Source organism: Sulfurifustis variabilis (assembly GCF_002355415.1).
Classification (GTDB): domain Bacteria; phylum Pseudomonadota; class Gammaproteobacteria; order Acidiferrobacterales; family Sulfurifustaceae; genus Sulfurifustis; species Sulfurifustis variabilis.
Map to the genome: position 1 here is coordinate 1,689,171 of NZ_AP014936.1, position 17,444 is coordinate 1,706,614.

The 17,444-nt window shown below is 65.7% G+C and carries 21 protein-coding genes and 1 tRNA gene; 15 read left to right on the forward strand and 7 right to left on the reverse strand.

Annotated features, from left to right (window positions below; all coding sequences use genetic code 11):
• The first annotated feature begins 40 nt into the window (after positions 1 to 40).
• Genes SVA_RS08105 through SVA_RS08115 form a run of 3 tightly spaced genes read left to right on the forward strand, consistent with a single transcriptional unit; the run spans position 41 to position 1,393 of the window.
• On the forward strand, positions 41 to 736 hold the full coding sequence (locus tag SVA_RS08105) for a succinate dehydrogenase iron-sulfur subunit (RefSeq protein WP_096460756.1): 696 nt from the start codon (positions 41 to 43) through the stop codon (positions 734 to 736).
• Positions 733 to 972 (forward strand): FAD assembly factor SdhE, encoded by a 240-nt coding sequence (locus SVA_RS08110; protein ID WP_096460757.1) that lies wholly within the window; start codon positions 733 to 735, stop codon positions 970 to 972. Before SVA_RS08105 ends, SVA_RS08110 begins: the two co-directional genes overlap by 4 nt.
• The gene (locus SVA_RS08115; protein WP_148665414.1) at positions 950 to 1,393 is read left to right on the forward strand and encodes a protein YgfX; all 444 of its coding nucleotides are present in this window, start codon (positions 950 to 952) and stop codon (positions 1,391 to 1,393) included. Before SVA_RS08110 ends, SVA_RS08115 begins: the two co-directional genes overlap by 23 nt.
• Here the strand turns inward: SVA_RS08115 and nadB are convergent.
• Complete coding sequence (gene nadB, locus SVA_RS08120) at positions 1,347 to 3,002, reverse strand: L-aspartate oxidase (protein ID WP_096460759.1); 1,656 nt, start codon at positions 3,000 to 3,002, stop codon at positions 1,347 to 1,349. The two genes, SVA_RS08115 and nadB, sit on opposite strands and share 47 nt — an antisense overlap.
• Before the next feature lie 209 nt (positions 3,003 to 3,211).
• On the opposite strand from nadB, the gene rpoE reads away from it, so the two are divergent.
• The 12 genes from rpoE (at position 3,212) to acpS (ending at position 13,279) form a co-directional block, all read left to right on the forward strand.
• Positions 3,212 to 3,790: an RNA polymerase sigma factor RpoE gene (rpoE, locus tag SVA_RS08125; protein WP_096460760.1), complete on the forward strand. Its 579-nt coding sequence runs from the start codon at positions 3,212 to 3,214 to the stop codon at positions 3,788 to 3,790.
• A 14-nt stretch (positions 3,791 to 3,804) separates the two neighbouring features.
• On the forward strand, positions 3,805 to 4,293 hold the full coding sequence (locus tag SVA_RS08130; RefSeq protein WP_096460761.1) for a sigma-E factor negative regulatory protein: 489 nt from the start codon (positions 3,805 to 3,807) through the stop codon (positions 4,291 to 4,293).
• Positions 4,294 to 4,296: 3 nt separating this feature from the next.
• The gene (locus SVA_RS08135; protein ID WP_096460762.1) at positions 4,297 to 5,274 is read left to right on the forward strand and encodes a MucB/RseB C-terminal domain-containing protein; all 978 of its coding nucleotides are present in this window, start codon (positions 4,297 to 4,299) and stop codon (positions 5,272 to 5,274) included.
• Positions 5,271 to 6,668, forward strand: a complete 1,398-nt coding sequence (locus tag SVA_RS08140) for a Do family serine endopeptidase (protein ID WP_096460763.1) — start codon at positions 5,271 to 5,273, stop codon at positions 6,666 to 6,668. Before SVA_RS08135 ends, SVA_RS08140 begins: the two co-directional genes overlap by 4 nt.
• Before the next feature lie 135 nt (positions 6,669 to 6,803).
• A complete protein-coding gene (gene lepA / locus SVA_RS08145; RefSeq protein WP_096460764.1) occupies positions 6,804 to 8,612 on the forward strand; it encodes a translation elongation factor 4 in 1,809 nt (602 codons plus the stop codon).
• 2 nt (positions 8,613 to 8,614) lie between these two features.
• Positions 8,615 to 9,448 (forward strand): signal peptidase I, encoded by an 834-nt coding sequence (gene lepB, locus SVA_RS08150; protein ID WP_096460765.1) that lies wholly within the window; start codon positions 8,615 to 8,617, stop codon positions 9,446 to 9,448.
• Positions 9,449 to 9,489: 41 nt separating this feature from the next.
• Complete coding sequence (locus SVA_RS08155) at positions 9,490 to 9,861, forward strand: DUF4845 domain-containing protein (RefSeq protein WP_169924024.1); 372 nt, start codon at positions 9,490 to 9,492, stop codon at positions 9,859 to 9,861.
• Positions 9,858 to 10,535 carry a ribonuclease III gene (rnc, locus tag SVA_RS08160; RefSeq protein ID WP_096460767.1) on the forward strand — a complete coding sequence of 226 codons (678 nt, stop codon included), beginning with the start codon at positions 9,858 to 9,860 and terminating at the stop codon, positions 10,533 to 10,535. The genes SVA_RS08155 and rnc overlap by 4 nt, the downstream gene beginning before the upstream one ends.
• Entirely contained in the window at positions 10,532 to 11,437 is a 906-nt protein-coding gene (era, locus tag SVA_RS08165) for a GTPase Era (RefSeq protein WP_231971866.1), read from the forward strand. The genes rnc and era overlap by 4 nt, the downstream gene beginning before the upstream one ends.
• Positions 11,437 to 12,180, forward strand: coding sequence for a DNA repair protein RecO (gene recO, locus SVA_RS08170; protein WP_096460769.1), 744 nt, complete (start codon positions 11,437 to 11,439; stop codon positions 12,178 to 12,180). Before era ends, recO begins: the two co-directional genes overlap by 1 nt.
• Entirely contained in the window at positions 12,177 to 12,905 is a 729-nt protein-coding gene (pdxJ, locus tag SVA_RS08175; RefSeq protein WP_096460770.1) for a pyridoxine 5'-phosphate synthase, read from the forward strand. The genes recO and pdxJ overlap by 4 nt, the downstream gene beginning before the upstream one ends.
• Entirely contained in the window at positions 12,902 to 13,279 is a 378-nt protein-coding gene (gene acpS, locus SVA_RS08180; protein WP_096460771.1) for a holo-ACP synthase, read from the forward strand. The genes pdxJ and acpS overlap by 4 nt, the downstream gene beginning before the upstream one ends.
• A 322-nt stretch (positions 13,280 to 13,601) precedes the next feature.
• Here acpS and SVA_RS08185 read toward each other — a convergent pair whose 3' ends face one another.
• The 6 genes from SVA_RS08185 to SVA_RS08210 form a co-directional block, all read right to left on the reverse strand.
• The gene (locus tag SVA_RS08185) at positions 13,602 to 14,096 is read right to left on the reverse strand and encodes a Slp family lipoprotein (RefSeq protein WP_096460772.1); all 495 of its coding nucleotides are present in this window, start codon (positions 14,094 to 14,096) and stop codon (positions 13,602 to 13,604) included.
• Between the two features lie 9 nt (positions 14,097 to 14,105).
• The gene (locus SVA_RS08190; RefSeq protein ID WP_096460773.1) at positions 14,106 to 14,636 is read right to left on the reverse strand and encodes a Slp family lipoprotein; all 531 of its coding nucleotides are present in this window, start codon (positions 14,634 to 14,636) and stop codon (positions 14,106 to 14,108) included.
• Between the two features lie 105 nt (positions 14,637 to 14,741).
• Positions 14,742 to 14,817 (reverse strand) — tRNA-Asn (locus tag SVA_RS08195).
• Between the two features lie 52 nt (positions 14,818 to 14,869).
• The gene (locus tag SVA_RS08200; protein ID WP_169924025.1) at positions 14,870 to 15,421 is read right to left on the reverse strand and encodes a GspH/FimT family pseudopilin; all 552 of its coding nucleotides are present in this window, start codon (positions 15,419 to 15,421) and stop codon (positions 14,870 to 14,872) included.
• A 125-nt stretch (positions 15,422 to 15,546) separates the two neighbouring features.
• Positions 15,547 to 16,227, reverse strand: a complete 681-nt coding sequence (locus SVA_RS08205) for a hypothetical protein (RefSeq protein ID WP_096460775.1) — start codon at positions 16,225 to 16,227, stop codon at positions 15,547 to 15,549.
• Positions 16,227 to 17,408, reverse strand: a complete 1,182-nt coding sequence (locus SVA_RS08210) for a pyridoxal phosphate-dependent aminotransferase (protein ID WP_420823881.1) — start codon at positions 17,406 to 17,408, stop codon at positions 16,227 to 16,229. The genes SVA_RS08205 and SVA_RS08210 overlap by 1 nt, the downstream gene beginning before the upstream one ends.
• Between the last annotated feature and the right edge of the window lie 36 nt (positions 17,409 to 17,444).

Here is a 17,444-nt window from a genome sequence, read left to right on the forward strand (position 1 = left end):
GAGCCGCCGAAAACTTTTCTGAGAAAATCGAGGAACTTGCATGAAATTCCTCATTTACCGTTACAACCCGGAGACCGACGACAAGCCCCGGATGCAGCCCTACGAGCTGCCGGACGATTGCGGGGCGGTAATGCTGCTCGACGCACTCTTATTACTAAGGCGACAGGACGAGACGTTGGGTTTCCGGCGCTCGTGTCGGGAGGGCGTCTGCGGTTCCGACGGCATGAATATCAACGGGCGGAACGGGCTTGCCTGTGTCGTCCGTATCCGGGATCTCCGCCAGCCGATCGCGGTGCGCCCGCTACCCGGGCTTCCGGTCATACGCGACCTGATCGTCGATCTCACCCCGTTTTTCGCGCAGTACCGCGCCGTCAAGCCGTGGTTGATCAACCATGACCCGGAGCCGGAAATCGAACGATTGCAGGGACCCGAGGAGCGCGACCGGCTGAACGGCTACTACGAGTGCATCCTCTGCGCGTGCTGTACCTCCGCCTGTCCCTCGTTCTGGTGGAATCCGGAGCGCTTTCTCGGGCCGGCCGCGCTGCTGCAGGCGTGGCGCTTCATCACCGACAGCCGAGACCAGGCGACGGGAGATCGGCTGGACGACCTCGAGGACCCGTACAAGCTGTTCCGGTGCCATACCATCATGAACTGCGCCGATGTCTGCCCCAAGGGATTGAGTCCCACGACGGCGATCAACGCCATCCGGGACGCGCTCGCCAAGCGCGTGCTGTGACGGATCCGGCCGATCTCGCGCGGTTGCGCTGGCGCTGCCGCCGGGGCCTGCTCGAGCTGGACGTCCTCTTCAAGAACTTTCTCGAGCGGCGTTACGGCGAGCTCGACGAGACCGAACGGGCGGCCTTCGATCGGCTGCTCGACCGGCCAGACCAGCAGCTGCTCGCCTGGTTCTACGGGCAGCAGAATCCCGACGACGACGAGCTTGCGCGCCTTGTCCGCAAGATTCGGGGCTAGCCTGACGATCGTGCTCGGCCCCTCGCACCGGCTCGCGGGGCTGCTGGGCATCGCGTACGGCGGGGCGATCGCGATCGCGCTTCTTCTTCCGGTCCCATGGCTCGTACGAGGAGCGATCGCGCTGGTTTTGGCTTTCGGGCTTTACCTCGCTCTGAGAACCCATGCTTACCGAAGCACGGCGGGTACCGTGAACGCTCTCGAGTTCGGCGCCGACGGGACCTGCTCGGTGCGTTTCTCGGGCGCCGGGCAGTGGACGGAATGCGAACTCGAGCACAGCTGGGTGCACCCGAGGCTCGCGCTCCTGAGCCTTCGGGTCGCGGGAGCCCGCCGCGCGCGAGTCGCCATTGCGGCCGACGCGATTCCCGCGGAGGCGTTCAGGCGTTTGCGCGTACGGCTGCGGCTGCGAACCGCGGCGGAATGAGAACCGTGTCCTGCTGGGTCCAGCGGGGGTCGGGCAGGGGATAGTCGCGGGTATAGTGCAGTCCGCGGCTCTCCTTGCGGGCGAGGGCCGAGCGGATGATGAGGTCGGCGACCAGGACGAGGTTGCGCAACTCGATCAGGTCGTTCGTGACGCGGAAGTTGGCGTAGTACTCGCGGATTTCCTCGGCGAGCAGTTCTACCCGGTGGCGCGCGCGCTCGAGCCGCTTGGTGGTGCGGACGATGCCGACATAGTCCCACATGAAGCGCCGCAGCTCGTCCCAGTTGTGCGAAACCACTACGGCCTCGTCCGCGTCCGTTACGCGGCTCTCGTCCCAGGCGGGGATCGTGAACCGCTCGGCTTCGGGTTTGTCGATGCGGCTCGACAGGTCCGATGCCGCGCCCTCTGCGAACACGAGGCATTCGAGCAGGGAGTTGCTCGCGAGGCGGTTCGCGCCATGCAGGCCGGTGAAGGCGCATTCGCCGATGGCGTAGAGGCGGTCGAGGTCGGTGCGACCGGCGAGATCGGTCATGATGCCGCCGCACGTGTAATGGGCCGCCGGCACCACCGGAATCGGTTCACGCGTGATGTCGTAACCGAGGTCACGGCAACGTTGGTAGATCGTCGGAAAATGCTCGACGATGAACGAAGCGGGGCGGTGGCTGATATCGAGGTGCACGCAGTCGAGGCCGCGGCGCTTCATTTCGAAGTCGATAGCCCGCGCGACGATGTCGCGTGGAGCCAGCTCGCCGCGCGGGTCGTGAGCGGCCATGAACGGCTCCCCGTTCGGCAACAGCAGGCGACCGCCTTCGCCCCGGACGGCTTCGCTGATAAGGAACGACTTCGCGCGGGGATGGTAGAGACACGTCGGATGGAACTGGACGAATTCCATATTGGCAACGCGGCAGCCCGCGCGCCATGCCATGGCGATGCCGTCACCGGTCGAGGTGTCCGGGTTGCTGGTGTAGAGGTACACCTTCGACGCGCCGCCGGTGGCGAGCACGACGTAGCGCGCGGCGAGCGTCCGAATGGCACCGGTCGTCTTGTCGAGGGCATACAGCCCGAGGCAGCGGTTGGGGCCCGGCAGCCCGAGCTTTCCGCTGGTGACGAGGTCGATGGCGATGCAATTCTCGAGGACCTCGATCGCGCGGTGGGCCCTGGCGCGCTCGGCAAGCGTCGTTTCGATGGCGTGTCCGGTGGCATCGGCGGCGTGCACGACACGCCGGTGCGAATGGCCTCCTTCACGGGTCAGGTGGTAATCGCTGCCGCCGTTTTCCGCGCGGGCGGCGTTGCCGCCGGTGAACGAAACGCCTCGCTCCGCGAGCCAGGCGATCGTGGCCGGCGCCCGACGTACCACGTGCTCGACGGTCTCTCGGTGGCAGAGCCCGGCGCCCGCATCGAGCGTGTCGTCCACGTGGGACTCGAACGAGTCGGTGCGCCGATCGAGGACGGCGGCGATGCCGCCCTGGGCATAGAGGCTGGAGCCTTCGAGCAGCCCGGATTTGGCGAGGACCGCCACGCGGGTGGTGTCGGCGAGACGAAGGGCGAGGCTTAGGCCGGCCGCGCCGCTGCCGACGATGAGCACATCCACGGCCGGGGGCGTGCGTGCCATGAAGACCCTGGGGGAGCCGGAGTAGTTGTTGTAGCAGCCTTATCCTATCATAACCGCCTTTGTTTTCCGCTCGAAACGAGCGGCGCGGGGCGGGGGCGATTGAACAACGATAAGCGCTATTTCCGGCCTAATAGTCGAACTTTATCCGGAGCCGACGGTCTCTTACAGGCAGCACGCTGCTGCGTTCGTCGGACACGCTATTTCAACTGATGTCGGAACGCAGCATCGACCAGAAGCTGGTCGCCCGGGTGCAGAAGGGCGACAGGACGGCGTTCGATCTGCTGGTGCGCAAGTACCAGCACAAGGTCGCGAAGCTGGTCGCGCGGTACGTCCGCGATCGCGGCGAGATCGAGGACGTCACGCAGGAGGCCTTCATCAAGGCCTACCGCGCCATCGGCGGATTCCGGGGCGAGAGCGCGTTCTATACTTGGCTGTACCGCATAGCCGTCAACACCGCCAAGAACTACCTGGACTCGCAGGGTCGCCGGCCGCCGAGCACCGATATGGAGGTCGATGGAGCCGAACTGATCGAAAGCGGCGAAAGCCTGCGCGATCAGGCGACGCCCGAGCGCACCCTGCTGACGGACGAGATCGCGGCGACGGTTAACCGCGCGATAGAGTCGCTGCCCGAAGACCTGCGGACGGCGATTACGTTGCGCGAGATCGAGGGTCTGAGTTACGAGGAGATCGCTCAGGTGATGGACTGCCCGATCGGGACCGTGCGCTCGCGGATCTTCCGTGCGCGGGAAGCGATCGATGCGCAGTTGAAGCCGCTGCTGGAGAGGTAAGGTTCGGAGCAGTCATGAAAGAGAAGCTGTCGGCATTTATCGACGCCGAGCTCACGGAGCTCGAGGAGCGCCACGTTCTGGCCGCGCTCGCCAGCGACGCGGAACTGCGCTCCGCCTGGGAACGCTATCATTTGATACGCGCCGCCATGATGCGGCAGGTCTCGATGCTCGCCCCCGCCGGGCTGGCCGAGCGCGTGGTACTGGGCATCGCCGAGCAGCCGGTGAAGCGTGCGACGCCGAAATACTGGCACTACGCCGCAGGCGCAGGCGTGGCGGCCACGGTCGCGGCGCTCGCCATCTTCGGCCTTCAGACCCTGCACCGGCCGGCGATCCCCGGTGTCCCGTCCCTCGCCAGGATCAACGCTCCCGCTTCGCAGCCCGGTCCGCCGACGGCGCAAGGGCTCAACCCTTACCTGGTCGGCCACAGCGAATTCATGCCGACGGCCGGAATGGGTGGCATGCTGCCCTACGTGCGCGTCGTCACACTCGATCCTGACAAGTAGCAGATGATTCCCCGAGTCGTACCGGCCGGGCTCGTCGTCGCGCTATACCTGCTGGCACTCGCGCCGGTGCGCGCCGCCGAGGCGCCGCACGACTGGTTACTGCGGATCGGCCAGGCAGCGCGACGCCTGAACTACGAAGGCACGTTCGTCTACCAGCACGGCGCGCAGCTCGAAACCATGCGAATCGCGCATCGCGTCGCGAACGGCGTGACCGAGGAACGACTGGTTTCCCTGACCGGAACCCCGCGCGAGGTCATCCGCACCGAGCGCGAAGTCCGTTGCTACCTGCCGGACAGCAATTCCATCGTCGTCGAACATCGTCGTGCGAACGGCCAGGGCTTCCCCGCGATCCTTCCCGAACGGCTGCGCGACCTCGAGGAGAACTATGTTCTGGAGCTCGGGCGGGGCGCGCGCGTGACGGGCCGCCCGGTACAGGGCCTCGTGATCCGACCGCGTGACGATTTTCGTTACGGCTATCAGCTCTGGGCCGACCGGGAGACCGGCCTGCTCCTCAAGGCCGACGTCATCAACGACAAGGGCAAGATCCTCGAGCAGTTCATGTTCACGCAGATCGCGATCGGAGGCGACATCCCCGCGTCCGCCATCGCGCCGCAGACGAAGGACGCCGGCATGGTGTGGTACCGCGATGCGGTCTCCCAGCCGAGCGCAGCCCCTGCCTGGCGGGCGACCAAGCTCCCCCCCGGCTTCAAGCTGAGGAGCAGCGTGATGCGCAAGATGCCGATGCGCGATGACGCGGTGCAGCAGCTGGTCTACAGCGACGGTCTGGCCACCGTGTCCGTCTTCATCGAACCGCTGAACGAGAGCGGGCCGCCGCCCACGGGAGATGGCCCGACTCGCATGGGCGCCCTGTACGCGCTCGGCCGGCCGGTCGACAGTCACCACGTGACGGTCGTCGGCGAGGTGCCGGCGAAGACCGTGGCGATGATCGGCGCGTCCGTCGTGGCGGAGCCGGTCCAGTGAAGACGGGCGCAAGACGTTACTGGCCGCTCTTCGGTTTCTGTCTGCTCGCCTTCGCGCCGCCTGCGCCCGCCGCGCGCGAGGTGCCGGACTTCTCCGATCTCGTGCGCCGGCACGGCGGCGAGGTCGTGAACATCAGCACCGCGCAAACGCTCCAGCGCTCCGAGGGACGGGAGTGGCTGAACGTCCCGGAGGACTCTCCGCTCAACGACTGGCTCCGCGACGGTCCCGGACGCGCACCGGAGGGCGAAGGCACCTCGCTCGGATCCGGCTTCATCGTCTCCCCGGACGGCTTCATCCTGACGTGCGCACATGTGGTGGAAGGCGCGAGCGAAATCCTCGTCCGCCTGACCGACCGCCGGGAGTTTCGTGCGCGCCTGGTCGGCGCCGATCGGCGAAGCGACATCGCCCTGCTCAAGATCGACGCGGACAATCTCTCACAGGTGTCCATCGGCGATCCCGGCAGACTGGCCGTCGGGGACTGGGTGCTCGCCATCGGCTCGCCGTTCGGGTTCGACAGCTCCGCCACATCGGGCATCGTGTCGGCCAAGGGCCGGAACCTTCCGAGCGAGAACTACGTCCCGTTCATCCAGACGGACGTCGCCATCAATCCCGGTAACTCGGGCGGCCCGCTGTTCAACCTGAAAGGCGAGGTCGTCGGCGTGAATTCGCAGATATACAGCCGCACGGGCGTGTTCATGGGCCTCTCTTTCGCCATCCCCATCGACATTGCGATGCGCATCGCGGAGCAGCTCAAAGCGGACGGGCGGGTGCGCCGCGGCTGGCTCGGCGTCAGCCTCCAGGAAGTGTCGCGCGGGCTGGCCGCAGCCTATGGGCTCGATCGTCCGCGGGGCGCGCTGATCGCCGATCTGCTGCCGTCCGGACCGGCCATGCGTTCGGAGCTCCGGAGGGGGGATATCGTGCTCGAGTACGAAGGCCGCCCGATCAACGTTTCGTCCGAGCTACCGCCGCTCGTGGGACTGACGGCCCCCGAGAGGCGGGTACGTCTCAAGATCTTCCGGCGGGACCAGGGTGTCATGAACCTGCTCGTCACGATGGGCGAGCTGCGCGACGACGTGGCCACCAAGGTGTCGTTGCCGGCACCGCGGGTGGACGGCGGGCAGCGCTTCGGCCTGTCCGTCAGCGAGCTGACGGCGGCGCAACGCAAACGCCACGAGTCGGCGAACGGCATCAGCGTGGACGACGTCCTGCCCGGACCGGCCCGCGAGGCGGGCCTGCGGGCGGGTGATGTGATCCTCGAGGTCGAAGGCAAGCCTGTCGCCGGCGTGGCGCAGTTCTACCGCCTGCTTGCACAGGCCAGGCCCAGTCGGCCGGCACTCCTGCGGGTGCGGCGTGGACCCTCTTCGATCTACCTCGCGCTTCCGCTCGACGACTGAACGCCGCGTTTCGCAGGAAGGGCGAATCGGTTATTCTATGCGGGCTCGAGCGGGTAGCGGCGTCGGATGGGCTGGCGCCGCGTCCAAAAAGGCGCCTGTGGCGCCTTTTTTTCATGCTCGTCGCAAGCAACACCCATGAGTGGCTGGAACCAGGAACGCATCCGCAACTTCTCCATCATCGCCCACATCGATCACGGCAAGTCCACCCTCGCCGATCGGTTCATCCAGCTTTGCGGGGCGCTCGAGGCGCGGGAGATGCAGGAACAGGTGCTCGACTCGATGGAGCTCGAGCGCGAACGGGGCATCACGATCAAAGCCCAGAGCGTCGCGCTCGACTACAAGGCGCGCGACGGGCTCGTGTACCGGCTCAACATGATCGACACGCCCGGGCACGTCGATTTCTCGTACGAAGTCTCGCGCTCGCTCACCGCCTGCGAGGGGGCGCTGCTCGTGGTCGATGCCTCCCAGGGGGTGCAGGCCCAGACCGTCGCCAACTGTTACACCGCGTCCGAGCTGGGGCTCGAAATCCTGCCCGTTCTGAACAAGATCGACCTCCCGCAGTCCGACCCGGAGCGCGCGAGCAGGGAGATCGAGGACATTATCGGTATCGACGCCTCGCACGCGATTCAAGCGAGCGCGAAGACGGGCGAAGGCGTCGCCGACATCCTCGAGGCGATCGTCGCGCGCATCCCGGCGCCGCGGGGCGAGCGCGAAGCGCCCCTGAAGGCCCTGATCATCGATTCCTGGTTCGACAACTACCTTGGCACCGTGTCGCTGGTCCGCGTGATGCAGGGAAGCCTCCGGGCGCGAGAGAAGATCCGCCTGATGGCGGCCGGACGGGATTACGAGGCCGAGCAGGTGGGCGTATTCACACCGAAGAAGCGAACGGTCGACGCACTCGGTCCGGGCGAGGTAGGTTATGTCGTCGCCGGCATCAAGGATATCCGCGGTGCGCGCGTCGGAGACACGATCACGCATGCCCAGCGGCCGGCCGACGCGCCGTTGCCGGGCTTCAAGGAGATCAAGCCGAGGGTCTTTGCCGGCCTCTATCCCGTCGACTCCTCGGAGTACGACGCGTTCCGCGACGCACTGGGCAAGCTTTCGCTGAACGATGCCTCGTTGCAGTACGAGCCGGAGACCTCCGAGGCGCTCGGCTTCGGTTTCCGCTGCGGTTTTCTGGGAATGCTGCACATGGAGATCATCCAGGAGCGGCTGGAGCGCGAGCACGCAATCAATCTCATCACGACCGCACCCACCGTCGTCTACGAGGTGCTCACCAACAAGGGCGAGGTGCTGCGGGTGGAAAACCCGGCCCGCCTTCCGGACCCGTCCGCGATCGAGGAGATCCGCGAGCCGATCATCGAGGCCACCATTTTGGTGCCTCAGGAGTACGTGGGTGGCGTCATCGGGTTGTGCGTGGAGAAACGGGGCGTCCAGAAAAATCTGCTCTACCACGGCCGCCAGGCGATGCTGGTCTACGAACTGCCCTTGAACGAGGTCGTGCTCGACTTCTTCGACCGCCTCAAATCGGTCTCGCGCGGCTACGCCTCGCTCGATTACGAGTTCCTCGAGTTCCGGCCCTCGGACGTGGTGAAGCTTGACGTGCTGATCAACGGCGATAAAGTGGACGCGCTTTCGGCCATCGTCCACCGCGACCAGGCCCAGTATCGCGGCCGCGAGCTGGCCAAGAAGCTGCGCGACCTCATTCCGCGGCAGATGTTCGACGTCGCCATTCAGGCGGCCATAGGCGCCAAGATCATCGCCCGCGAGACCGTTAAGGCGCTGCGCAAGAACGTGACCGCGAAATGCTACGGCGGCGACGTGTCACGCAAACGCAAGCTCCTCGAACGTCAGAAGGAAGGCAAGAAACGTATGAAGCAGCTCGGCAGCGTGGAGATCCCGCAGGAAGCCTTCCTGGCGGTGCTCCGGGTGGACGGCAAGTAACGATGGATTTCTCGCTCATTCTGTTCGTGCTCGTGCTCCTTACCGGGGTAGTCTGGGCGCTCGACCGCTGGTTTCTCGCCGGCGCTCGAGAACGCCGCGCAAACGCCGTGTTGAGGTCGGGAGGCACCGAAGAGGCGGTGCGTCGGGCGTCAAAGGAACCGGTGTTCGTGGAATACGCTCGGGCGTTCTTTCCGGTCATCCTCATTGTCTTTCTCCTGCGCTCCTTCATCGTGGAGCCGTTTCGCATCCCGTCGGGATCGATGCTCCCGAGCCTGCACATCGGCGACTTCATCCTGGTGAACAAGTTCGCCTACGGGGTGCGGCTGCCGGTGGTGAACAAGAAGATCGTGGATCTGGGGGCGCCGAAGCGCGGGGACGTGCTCGTGTTCCGCTTCCCGGGGGACGAGTCGATCAACTACATCAAGCGGGTGATCGGGCTTCCCGGGGATCGCATCGTCTACCAGGGCAAGAAGCTGTACGTGAACGGCGAACTCATGGAGCAGACGCCGGCGGGGGCCTTCGGATCGCAGCAGGGCGGGGCGGGGTCGCCCGAGGCCGCGCTTCTCATCGAGAACCTGAGCGGCGTTTCGCACGAGATCCTCGTGGCCGGGCGGCCGGACCATACACCGAGCGAGTACGTCGTCCCCGCGGGGCACTATTTCGTGATGGGAGACAACCGGGACCAGAGCAACGACAGCCGGTTCTGGGGCTATGTCCCGGACGAAAATCTCGTCGGAAAGGCGTTCCTGATCTGGTTCAGCTGGGATGCCTCGGGACCGAGCCGCTGGTTTTTCGACCAGATCGTTTTCGAGCGTATCGGCGCCACCATCCGGTAGAGCCTGCTAATATTGAGGGCATGACCCGCGGGAGACCGATAATGCGTGCCGGCCAGAAGGGAATGACGTTATGGGGTACAAGTTTTGTTCTCGCCGTTCTCGGTATAGCCGTCTTCCTGATCTTGAAACTGTTCCCCGTTTACATGCAGGATTTCAAGGTAGACAAGGCGCTGCAGGGTGTGGTCGATGAGCCGGGTGCCGGCGCCATGACCAAGCCGGAAGTCGTGGAAGCGCTCTATAAGCGCTTTATAGTCGATGACATCGAGCATGTGAAACCGGAGCAACATCTTACGGTGGAACAGAACGGAAAGAATAAAATATACCGGCTGGAGTACGAAGCGGTCGTGCCGCTTTTTCACAACGTCTCCGCATTGATCGAGTTCCAGCACATGCAAGAGGTGCGAGCGGATTGAACCGGGCGCGGATCGAGCTCTGCCGCAAGCTCCGGTACACTTTCGCCGATCCCGCGCTTCTCGAGCGGGCGCTTACCCATCGCAGTCGCAGCGGCGACAACTACGAACGCCTCGAATTCCTCGGCGACAGCCTTCTCAGCCTCGTCATCTCCGCCGAGCTCTACCACCGCTTTCCTGATTTGTCCGAGGGTGAGCTGACCCGTCTCCGCGCGAGCCTCGTGAAGAAGGAGACGCTGGCTGCCATCGCACGCGATCTCGCGCTGGGAGAGTGCCTGGCGCTCGGGGGCGGTGAGCTGAAGAGCGGCGGTTTCGACCGGGACTCGATTCTCGCGGATGCGCTCGAAGCGGTGTTCGGGGCGGCCTACGAAGACCGAGGGATCGAGGCTGCGGAAGAGCTCGTCCGCCGGCTGTACGGGCCGCATCTGGAACGGCTGGACGCGCGCGCCATCCCCAAGGACCCGAAGACCCGTCTCCAGGAGCATCTGCAAAAGCAATCGCTTCCGGTGCCGACTTATAATGTGCTCCAGGTTTCAGGCGATCCCCACAATCAGGTTTTCGTCGTCGAATGCCGCATTCCGGATCTGTCGCTCAGCACCAAAGGCGAGGGCGCCACGCGCAGGGCCGCGGAGCAGCACGCCGCGAGCCAGGCCCTCGAGCGTTTGCAGGCGACGTGATCGAGGCAGGGTTTCGCAGCGGCCTCGTGACGCTTCTGGGCAGGCCCAACGTCGGAAAGTCCACGTTGCTCAACCGGCTGATCGGCGCCAAGATCAGCATCACTTCCCGTCGCCCGCAGACCACGCGCCACCGGATAATCGGAATCAAGACTACCGCATCCGCGCAGCTCGTGTATGTCGACACACCCGGCGTTCACCGTCCGCAGGGACGCCGCATCAACCGCTACATGTCGCGCATCGCGTCGGGCAGCGTGGAGGGTGTGGACTGTATCGTGCTCGTGATTTCGGCCCAAGGCTGGCGAAAAGAGGATGAAGCGGCGCTGGCCCTCGCCGGCCGGCAGTCCATACCGGTTGTGCTCGCGATCAACAAGATCGACCGCATCGGGGACCGGAGGCGGCTGCTGCCACTCATCGCCGAGTCCGACGGACGAATGCGGTTTGCCGAAATCGTGCCCGTGTCCGCGCATACCGGCGAGAACCTCGACGCGCTCGAGCGGGCCCTGCTTGTGCACTTGCCGGAGCAGCCTCCGATATATCCCGCGGAACAGCTTACCGACAAGAGCGAGCGGTTCCTGGCCTCGGAGCTCGTGCGCGAACAGGTTTTTGGCGCATACGGTGAAGAGATACCCTACGCAGCCGCCATCGAGGTTACCCGTTTCAAGCGCCTGAAGGGCGTACTCGAGGTCGAGGCGACGATCTGGGTGGAAAAGGAAGGACAGAAGGCGATCATCATCGGCAGGGGCGGCGAACGTCTGAAACAGGTCGGAACGCGCGCGCGCCTCGCCATGCAGCGGCAGTTCGGAACCAAGGTGCGTCTCGCGCTTTGGGTAAAGGTGCGCGAAGACTGGGCGGATGACGCGCGCGCCCTCGAGCGTTTCGGCTACACGGAGGAGCCGGTCTGATGCGCTTCGCCCAGGCCAGCGGTTTCGTGTTGCATCAGCGCGACTACAGCGAATCGAGCCTGCTGCTGGAGGCGTATACCCGCGCGCACGGCCGTATCGGGCTCATCGCCAAGGGCGCGCGCCGGCCGAGCAGCCGGCTGCGCGGCGTACTCAAGCCGTTTCAGGCGCTGCTGCTGTCGTTCAGCGGGCGGGGCGATCTCATGCTGCTCACCGCCGCCGAGCCGGACGGGCTCGCATCTGTCTTGTCCGGGGAATCGCTGTACTGCGGGTTCTACCTGAACGAGCTGCTGATGCGCCTTCTGCACCGCCACGACCCGCACGAATCGCTGTTCGATCGCTACCGGGCGGCGGTCCAGGGCCTTGCTACCGGCGCCAATAATGAATCGATCCTCCGCGTCTTCGAGAAGCATCTGCTCGGCGAAATCGGCTACGGCCTCGTGCTCGGGCGGGATGCGGAGCAGAACACCATCGATCCCGACGGGTTCTATGATTACGTTGCCGATCGGGGTCCGATATTGCTCAAACATCCCGAGCTGCGGGCGAGACTCGACGGGGTGCCGGTGAGAGGCGCCACCCTGCTGGCCCTCGATGCCGAGCGGCTCGATGACCCGGCCGTCCTGCGCGAAGCGAAGACACTAATGCGCGAGCTCCTGGCCGTGCGCCTCGGCGATCGCCCGCTGCACAGCCGGCGCCTGTTTCTCGGAATGCCGAACCGACGCGCGCAAAGAACGGAGGCGACGTGATCGAGCTCGGGGTGAACATCGATCACATTGCGACGCTGCGGGAGGCGAGGCGCACGCTTTATCCGGACCCCGTGCAGGCCGCGCTCGAGGCGGAACAGGCCGGCGCCGACGCCGTTACGATGCATCTGCGGGAAGACCGGCGGCACATCCAGGACCGCGACGTCGAGATGCTGCGGCAGGCCATCCAGACGCGCATGAACCTCGAGATGGCGGCGACCGACGAGATGATCGCGATCGCGCGACGCCTGCGTCCACACGACTGTTGCCTGGTTCCCGAGCGACGCGAGGAGTTGACGACCGAAGGCGGGCTCGAGGTACGTGGCCAGCAGGAACGAATCGCTTCCTGCTGTGCGGCGCTGGCGGAGGTCGGCGTGCGCGTTTCACTGTTCATCGACCCGGATTCGGATCAGGTTGCGGCGGCCGCGGCAGCGGGAGCCCCGGCGATCGAAATTCATACCGGACACTATGCCGATGCCGCTGACGACACGCGACGCCGCGAGGAGCTCGGCCGGATCGTGCGCGCCGTGGAACAGGGCCGTGCCCTCGGGCTGAAAGTGAACGCCGGACACGGCCTCAACTATCACAACGTGCAGCCGATCGCCGCCATCGAAGGCGTGTCCGAGCTCAACATCGGTCACGCCATCGTGGCCCGCGCGGTGTTTACCGGATTCCGTGAGGCCGTGCACGAGATGAAGCGGCTGATGATCGAGGCGCGCCGACGGTGATCTACGGGGTCGGGACCGATATCGTGCGTGTCTCGCGGCTGGCTGCGGATCTCGAACGCTTCGGCGAGAAATTCGCCGAGCGGATCCTGACCGAGGCCGAGCTCGCCGAGTTCCGGGCGGTATCGGCGAAGGCGAACTTTCTCGCCCGCCGGTTCGCCGCCAAGGAGGCGGCCGCCAAGGCCATGGGCACCGGATTCGCAAACGGGCTTTCGCTTCGGCACATCGGCGTGACTCACGACGGCAGCGGGAAACCGGAGCTCGTCTTCACGGGAAGAGCCCTCGAGTTCGTGCGTGAAAAGGGCATACGCGTGGCGCACGTCAGCCTCGCCGACGAGGTGGACCACGCTGTCGCCTTTGTCGCGCTCGAGCAGTGAAGTCGTCGTCGCCGTTGGGAGCTGGATTGCGTCACGTGAGGGGCCGCTTACCGAAGCGGCCTTGCGTGCCAAGCTCGAGGCGCGCGGCTGTCGCGTAGCGCTATCTCCATCTCCCCGGACGTACTCTCCGCCGCACGTGCACGCCGTCGACAAGGTCGATGCCGTCCTTACGGGCCGCTTCGCGCTCAGGACAGCGGGTGCGCGGCTGGTACTCGAAGCGGGAGACGAGGCATCGGTGCCGGCCGGCGCCCTGCACGAGACGCGGAGGTCGTCGGCGGCGGACCCGTCGTGAGTCTCGACGGGGTATGCCGCGGTTAAGGGATCACCGCCCGAAGATCACCCCGATGCCGACGCCGAAATGGACGGACGGATCGGTTCTCCGCGCGGCTTCGGGAGGCCAGAGGTGCAGCTGGTCCGCCGACAGCACCGGATACGTGTAAGGCGTCTCCCCGACCTTGCCCTCGCGTGTGCCCGCGACCCGGCCCACCGCCGTCACGAGCCGGCCCGGGGCGTAGTCGACCGGCTCGAGGTAACCGGAATGGGCGAGGAGAAAACGCCGGCTGGGATCCGCGTTGCGATCCGGTTTCCCGGCGCCCGTCAGCGGATACGCCAAGACCTCGAGCTCGGTTCCGTCGGTGAGATTGCGCGCGCCGACGATGACGCCGCCCCACAGAACCCGCTGTCCGCGCACTTCGCCGGGACGGGCCGTGGCCTGCACGGGTGTCAGGGCACGATCGACGCCCTCGAGGTCGAGCGGCGGAACGGTGGCGCACCCGCCCAGGGTGATCAGCAGAACTACATGGACCCAGGAGCGCACGTCGGTCCTTCAACGGAGATAGGGATAGTACGGGTAACGCCAGTAAGGGTAAGGCCAGAACGGATCATAGGGCCAGAACGGGTCGTAATAGTAATAGTTCCGTCGGTCGGGCATGCGCTCCCAGAGGTAGACGGAATCCGCGCGAACCAGCGGGAAGGTATAGGAGTACTGCCCGATGGGTCGGGTGACCGTCTGTTCAAGAGTCCCGGAAACGGTGACCTGGCGCCCGCTGGTGTATACGGCCGGATCCAGAAAGCCCTGAACGCGGGCTATGAACCGTCCCTGGCTGCGGTCCGTTTCACGCGGCCGGCCGTTCGATCCCAGCTCGCGGGCGACGATCTCGAGCCTGGTCTCGTCCCTGCGGTTCTCTACCGACGCAACGGTCCCGCCCCAGCGCACACGCTGACCGGCGTACGCGGCAGGATCGCGACGAACCTCGGCGACCACCGGGTCGTTGGGTGGGGGCTCGCGTATGGCCTGCGGCACCGTGGTGGCGCAGCCGGTGAGGATCAGGACGGCGAACAGGGCGGCGCGGGACATTGCTCGAGTATACCGTGCGCCGCAGGTCGATTATTGACGCGGTCCCAAGGGCTAAACGGAACGGGCTGCGGGCGAGCGGGCCACGAATTCGCGGCCCTTTTGAGATGGCTCCCCGGGAGGGACTCGAACCCCCGACCAAGCGGTTAACAGCCGCTTGCTCTACCGGCTGAGCTACCGGGGAATGCTGGAAGGCCGCGTATAGTAGGGCGGGCTTCGAAGAGGGTCAAGCCGAATCACCCGCAGGCGAGGGCTCCCCCGTCGGATTTTTTGGTGGAGATTCGGGTCCGCCCGGTCCAGTGAACGATGATGGCGCGGGCCTTCGTCGCGCCTCGGCCGTCGCAGAATGTGAAGGTCGCATTGGGCGACGCCGAGCCGTCGGGTTTGTAGGTGAGATGATGGTAGGTCCCCGACTCGCCGTACCGCAGGCGGAAATCGGGCGCGAGTCCCTCGCGGATGCGGAGCAGGTCCTCGTCCTCGTCACGGACGTGGTTGCCGTTGTCGTCGGCGAACACGATCCAGCCCTCCTTCCAGCCGGCGGACGACGCACACGCCGCTCCATCCGGGCTCGTGCAGAGGGTCACGGGCGCACCGCGCTTTACGGCCTCGCTGCGCGCCAGGCTGAGGTGGGCGACGAGGCCATTTACTTCGCCGCGCAGGCGGTTTTCCTCCACGATGACGGCCGTGCCCACGGCTCCGGCGGCGAGGATCGCCCCGATCGCCAGTGTCACCAGCATTTCCTGGAACGTGAACCCGCCGCTCGGCGGGCGATAGGTAGACCGATCCACGCTTGCTTCGTCCCTGATGAGCGGCACCGTACGGCGCGCCCAATTGTTGTTTGAAGCGTGATGCTCGGCAGGTGTGCTCCCTGCTGTCGGGTATTATCCGGACGCCGACCGGGCTTGCAAGGGGGTCAGTGCCATCCGATCCCGGTTTTGGACGGGTCGCCCGGCGCGAACTGCACGGTGATGACGAGGCGTCCCTCGAACAGGGCGTCCATGCGCACGTGACCGGGCACCGTCACGGCCCGCAGACGGAGCGGCGCGGGTTCGATGCTTTGCACCTGGAGCGCGTCGGCGGGGTAATCGATCGCGACCTTCACGTGCATGGGGAAGTAGCCGTCGAGGAAACGGCGCAGGTATGGCCCCCCGGTCCACGCGTAGGTCCCGTCGGCTCCGTTGCGCTCGAGCGAGCGGTTTTCGCTCTCGATGCACAGCACGGCGTCCTTTCCGACGTTGGTCAGCTGCACGCTCGGCCCCTCGACCCAGGCCCGCTCGATATTTTCGACCTGCAGGATCCGGATGTCGCGCACCCGACCGTCACGGAAAAGGACCTGCATCGCGTTGACGGGGGCGAGGTGATAATGGCACTGACGCACGCGCAGCCAGCCGGTCTCCAGTGATTCCTCGTTGACGATGACATGCGTGCTCTGCAGGTGCGGTAGCTTCGCCGGGACTTCGGTGAGGAAGCGGAGCTCGCCCTCATTTATGTCGAGCACATCGAAGTCCGAGGCGGAGAGGGCTACCCCAACGAAGCCGAAGAGTGCGCCGCCGACTAGGGTCCGCAGCGCGCGGCCGAGACCCGGACGTTTCATCAACCCGTGCTGAGGAACTGCTCCAACCGGTCGAGGGCCCCCTCGAGGGTCTTCATCGACGTGGCGAAGGAGAGTCGCAAGTAGCCCGGCGCGCCGAATGCGGACCCGGGGACGAGCGCCACCCCCGCCCGTTCGAGGATCTGTTCCGCCATGGCCAGGTCATCCTTCGCGCCCGCGGCCTTGATCGCCCCGCGGAAGTCGGGGAACGCGTAAAACGCGCCCTGCGACGCGAGGCACCGCACGCCGGGCAGCCGATTGAGGCGATCCACGACGTAGTCGTGCCTTTCCTTGAAGGCACGCACCATCGGGACGATGCAGGCCTGATCGCCGGAAAGCGCGGCCTCGGCGGCGACCTGCGCGATCGATGTGGCGTTGGACGTGCTCTGGGACTGGATGTTCGCCATGGCGGTGATGATCGGTCGGGGTCCCGCGCAATAGCCGATCCGCCAGCCGGTCATCGCATATGCCTTCGACACGCCGTTCAGGACCATGGTTCGGTCGGCGAGATCCGGACAGGCATTGAGAATGTTCGTGAAAGGCTCGTCCATCCAGAGTATGTGCTCGTACATGTCGTCCGTGGCGATGACGACTTGCGGATGGCGCCGCAGTACCTCGCCGAGCCCCGCGAGCTCGGAGCGGGTATACACGCTGCCTGTGGGGTTGGATGGACTGTTGATGACGAAGAGCTTTGTCTTCGCGGTGATGGCCTGTTCCAGTTGCGCCGGGGAGATTTTGAAGGCCTGCTCGATTCCGGCGGAGACGATGACCGGCGTGGCGCCGGCGAGGAGCACCATGTCCGGGTAGGACACCCAGTAGGGTGCCGGTATGATCGCTTCGTCCCCTTCCTCCAGCAGAGCCTGGGCCAGGTTGTAGAAGCTTTGCTTCCCGCCTACGGACACCAAGACCTGATCGGGAGTGAACTTCAGGGCGTTCTCACGCTCGAATTTGGCGCAGATCGCCCGCCGCAGCCCCGGGGTCCCTTCGACCGCCGTGTACTTGGTGAACCCTTCCCGAATCGCCCGAATCGCCGCCTCCTTGACGTGCGCGGGCGTGTCGAAGTCGGGCTCGCCCGCGCCGAGACCGATGACGTCCTTGCCCTGGGCCTTGAGCTGCTGCGCACGGGCGGTAACGGCGAGGGTGGGGGAGGGTTTGATGCGGCCAACGCGACCCGCAAGACGGATGGTGGACAAGCGCGCCTCGAAACGGTTGCTCTTGGA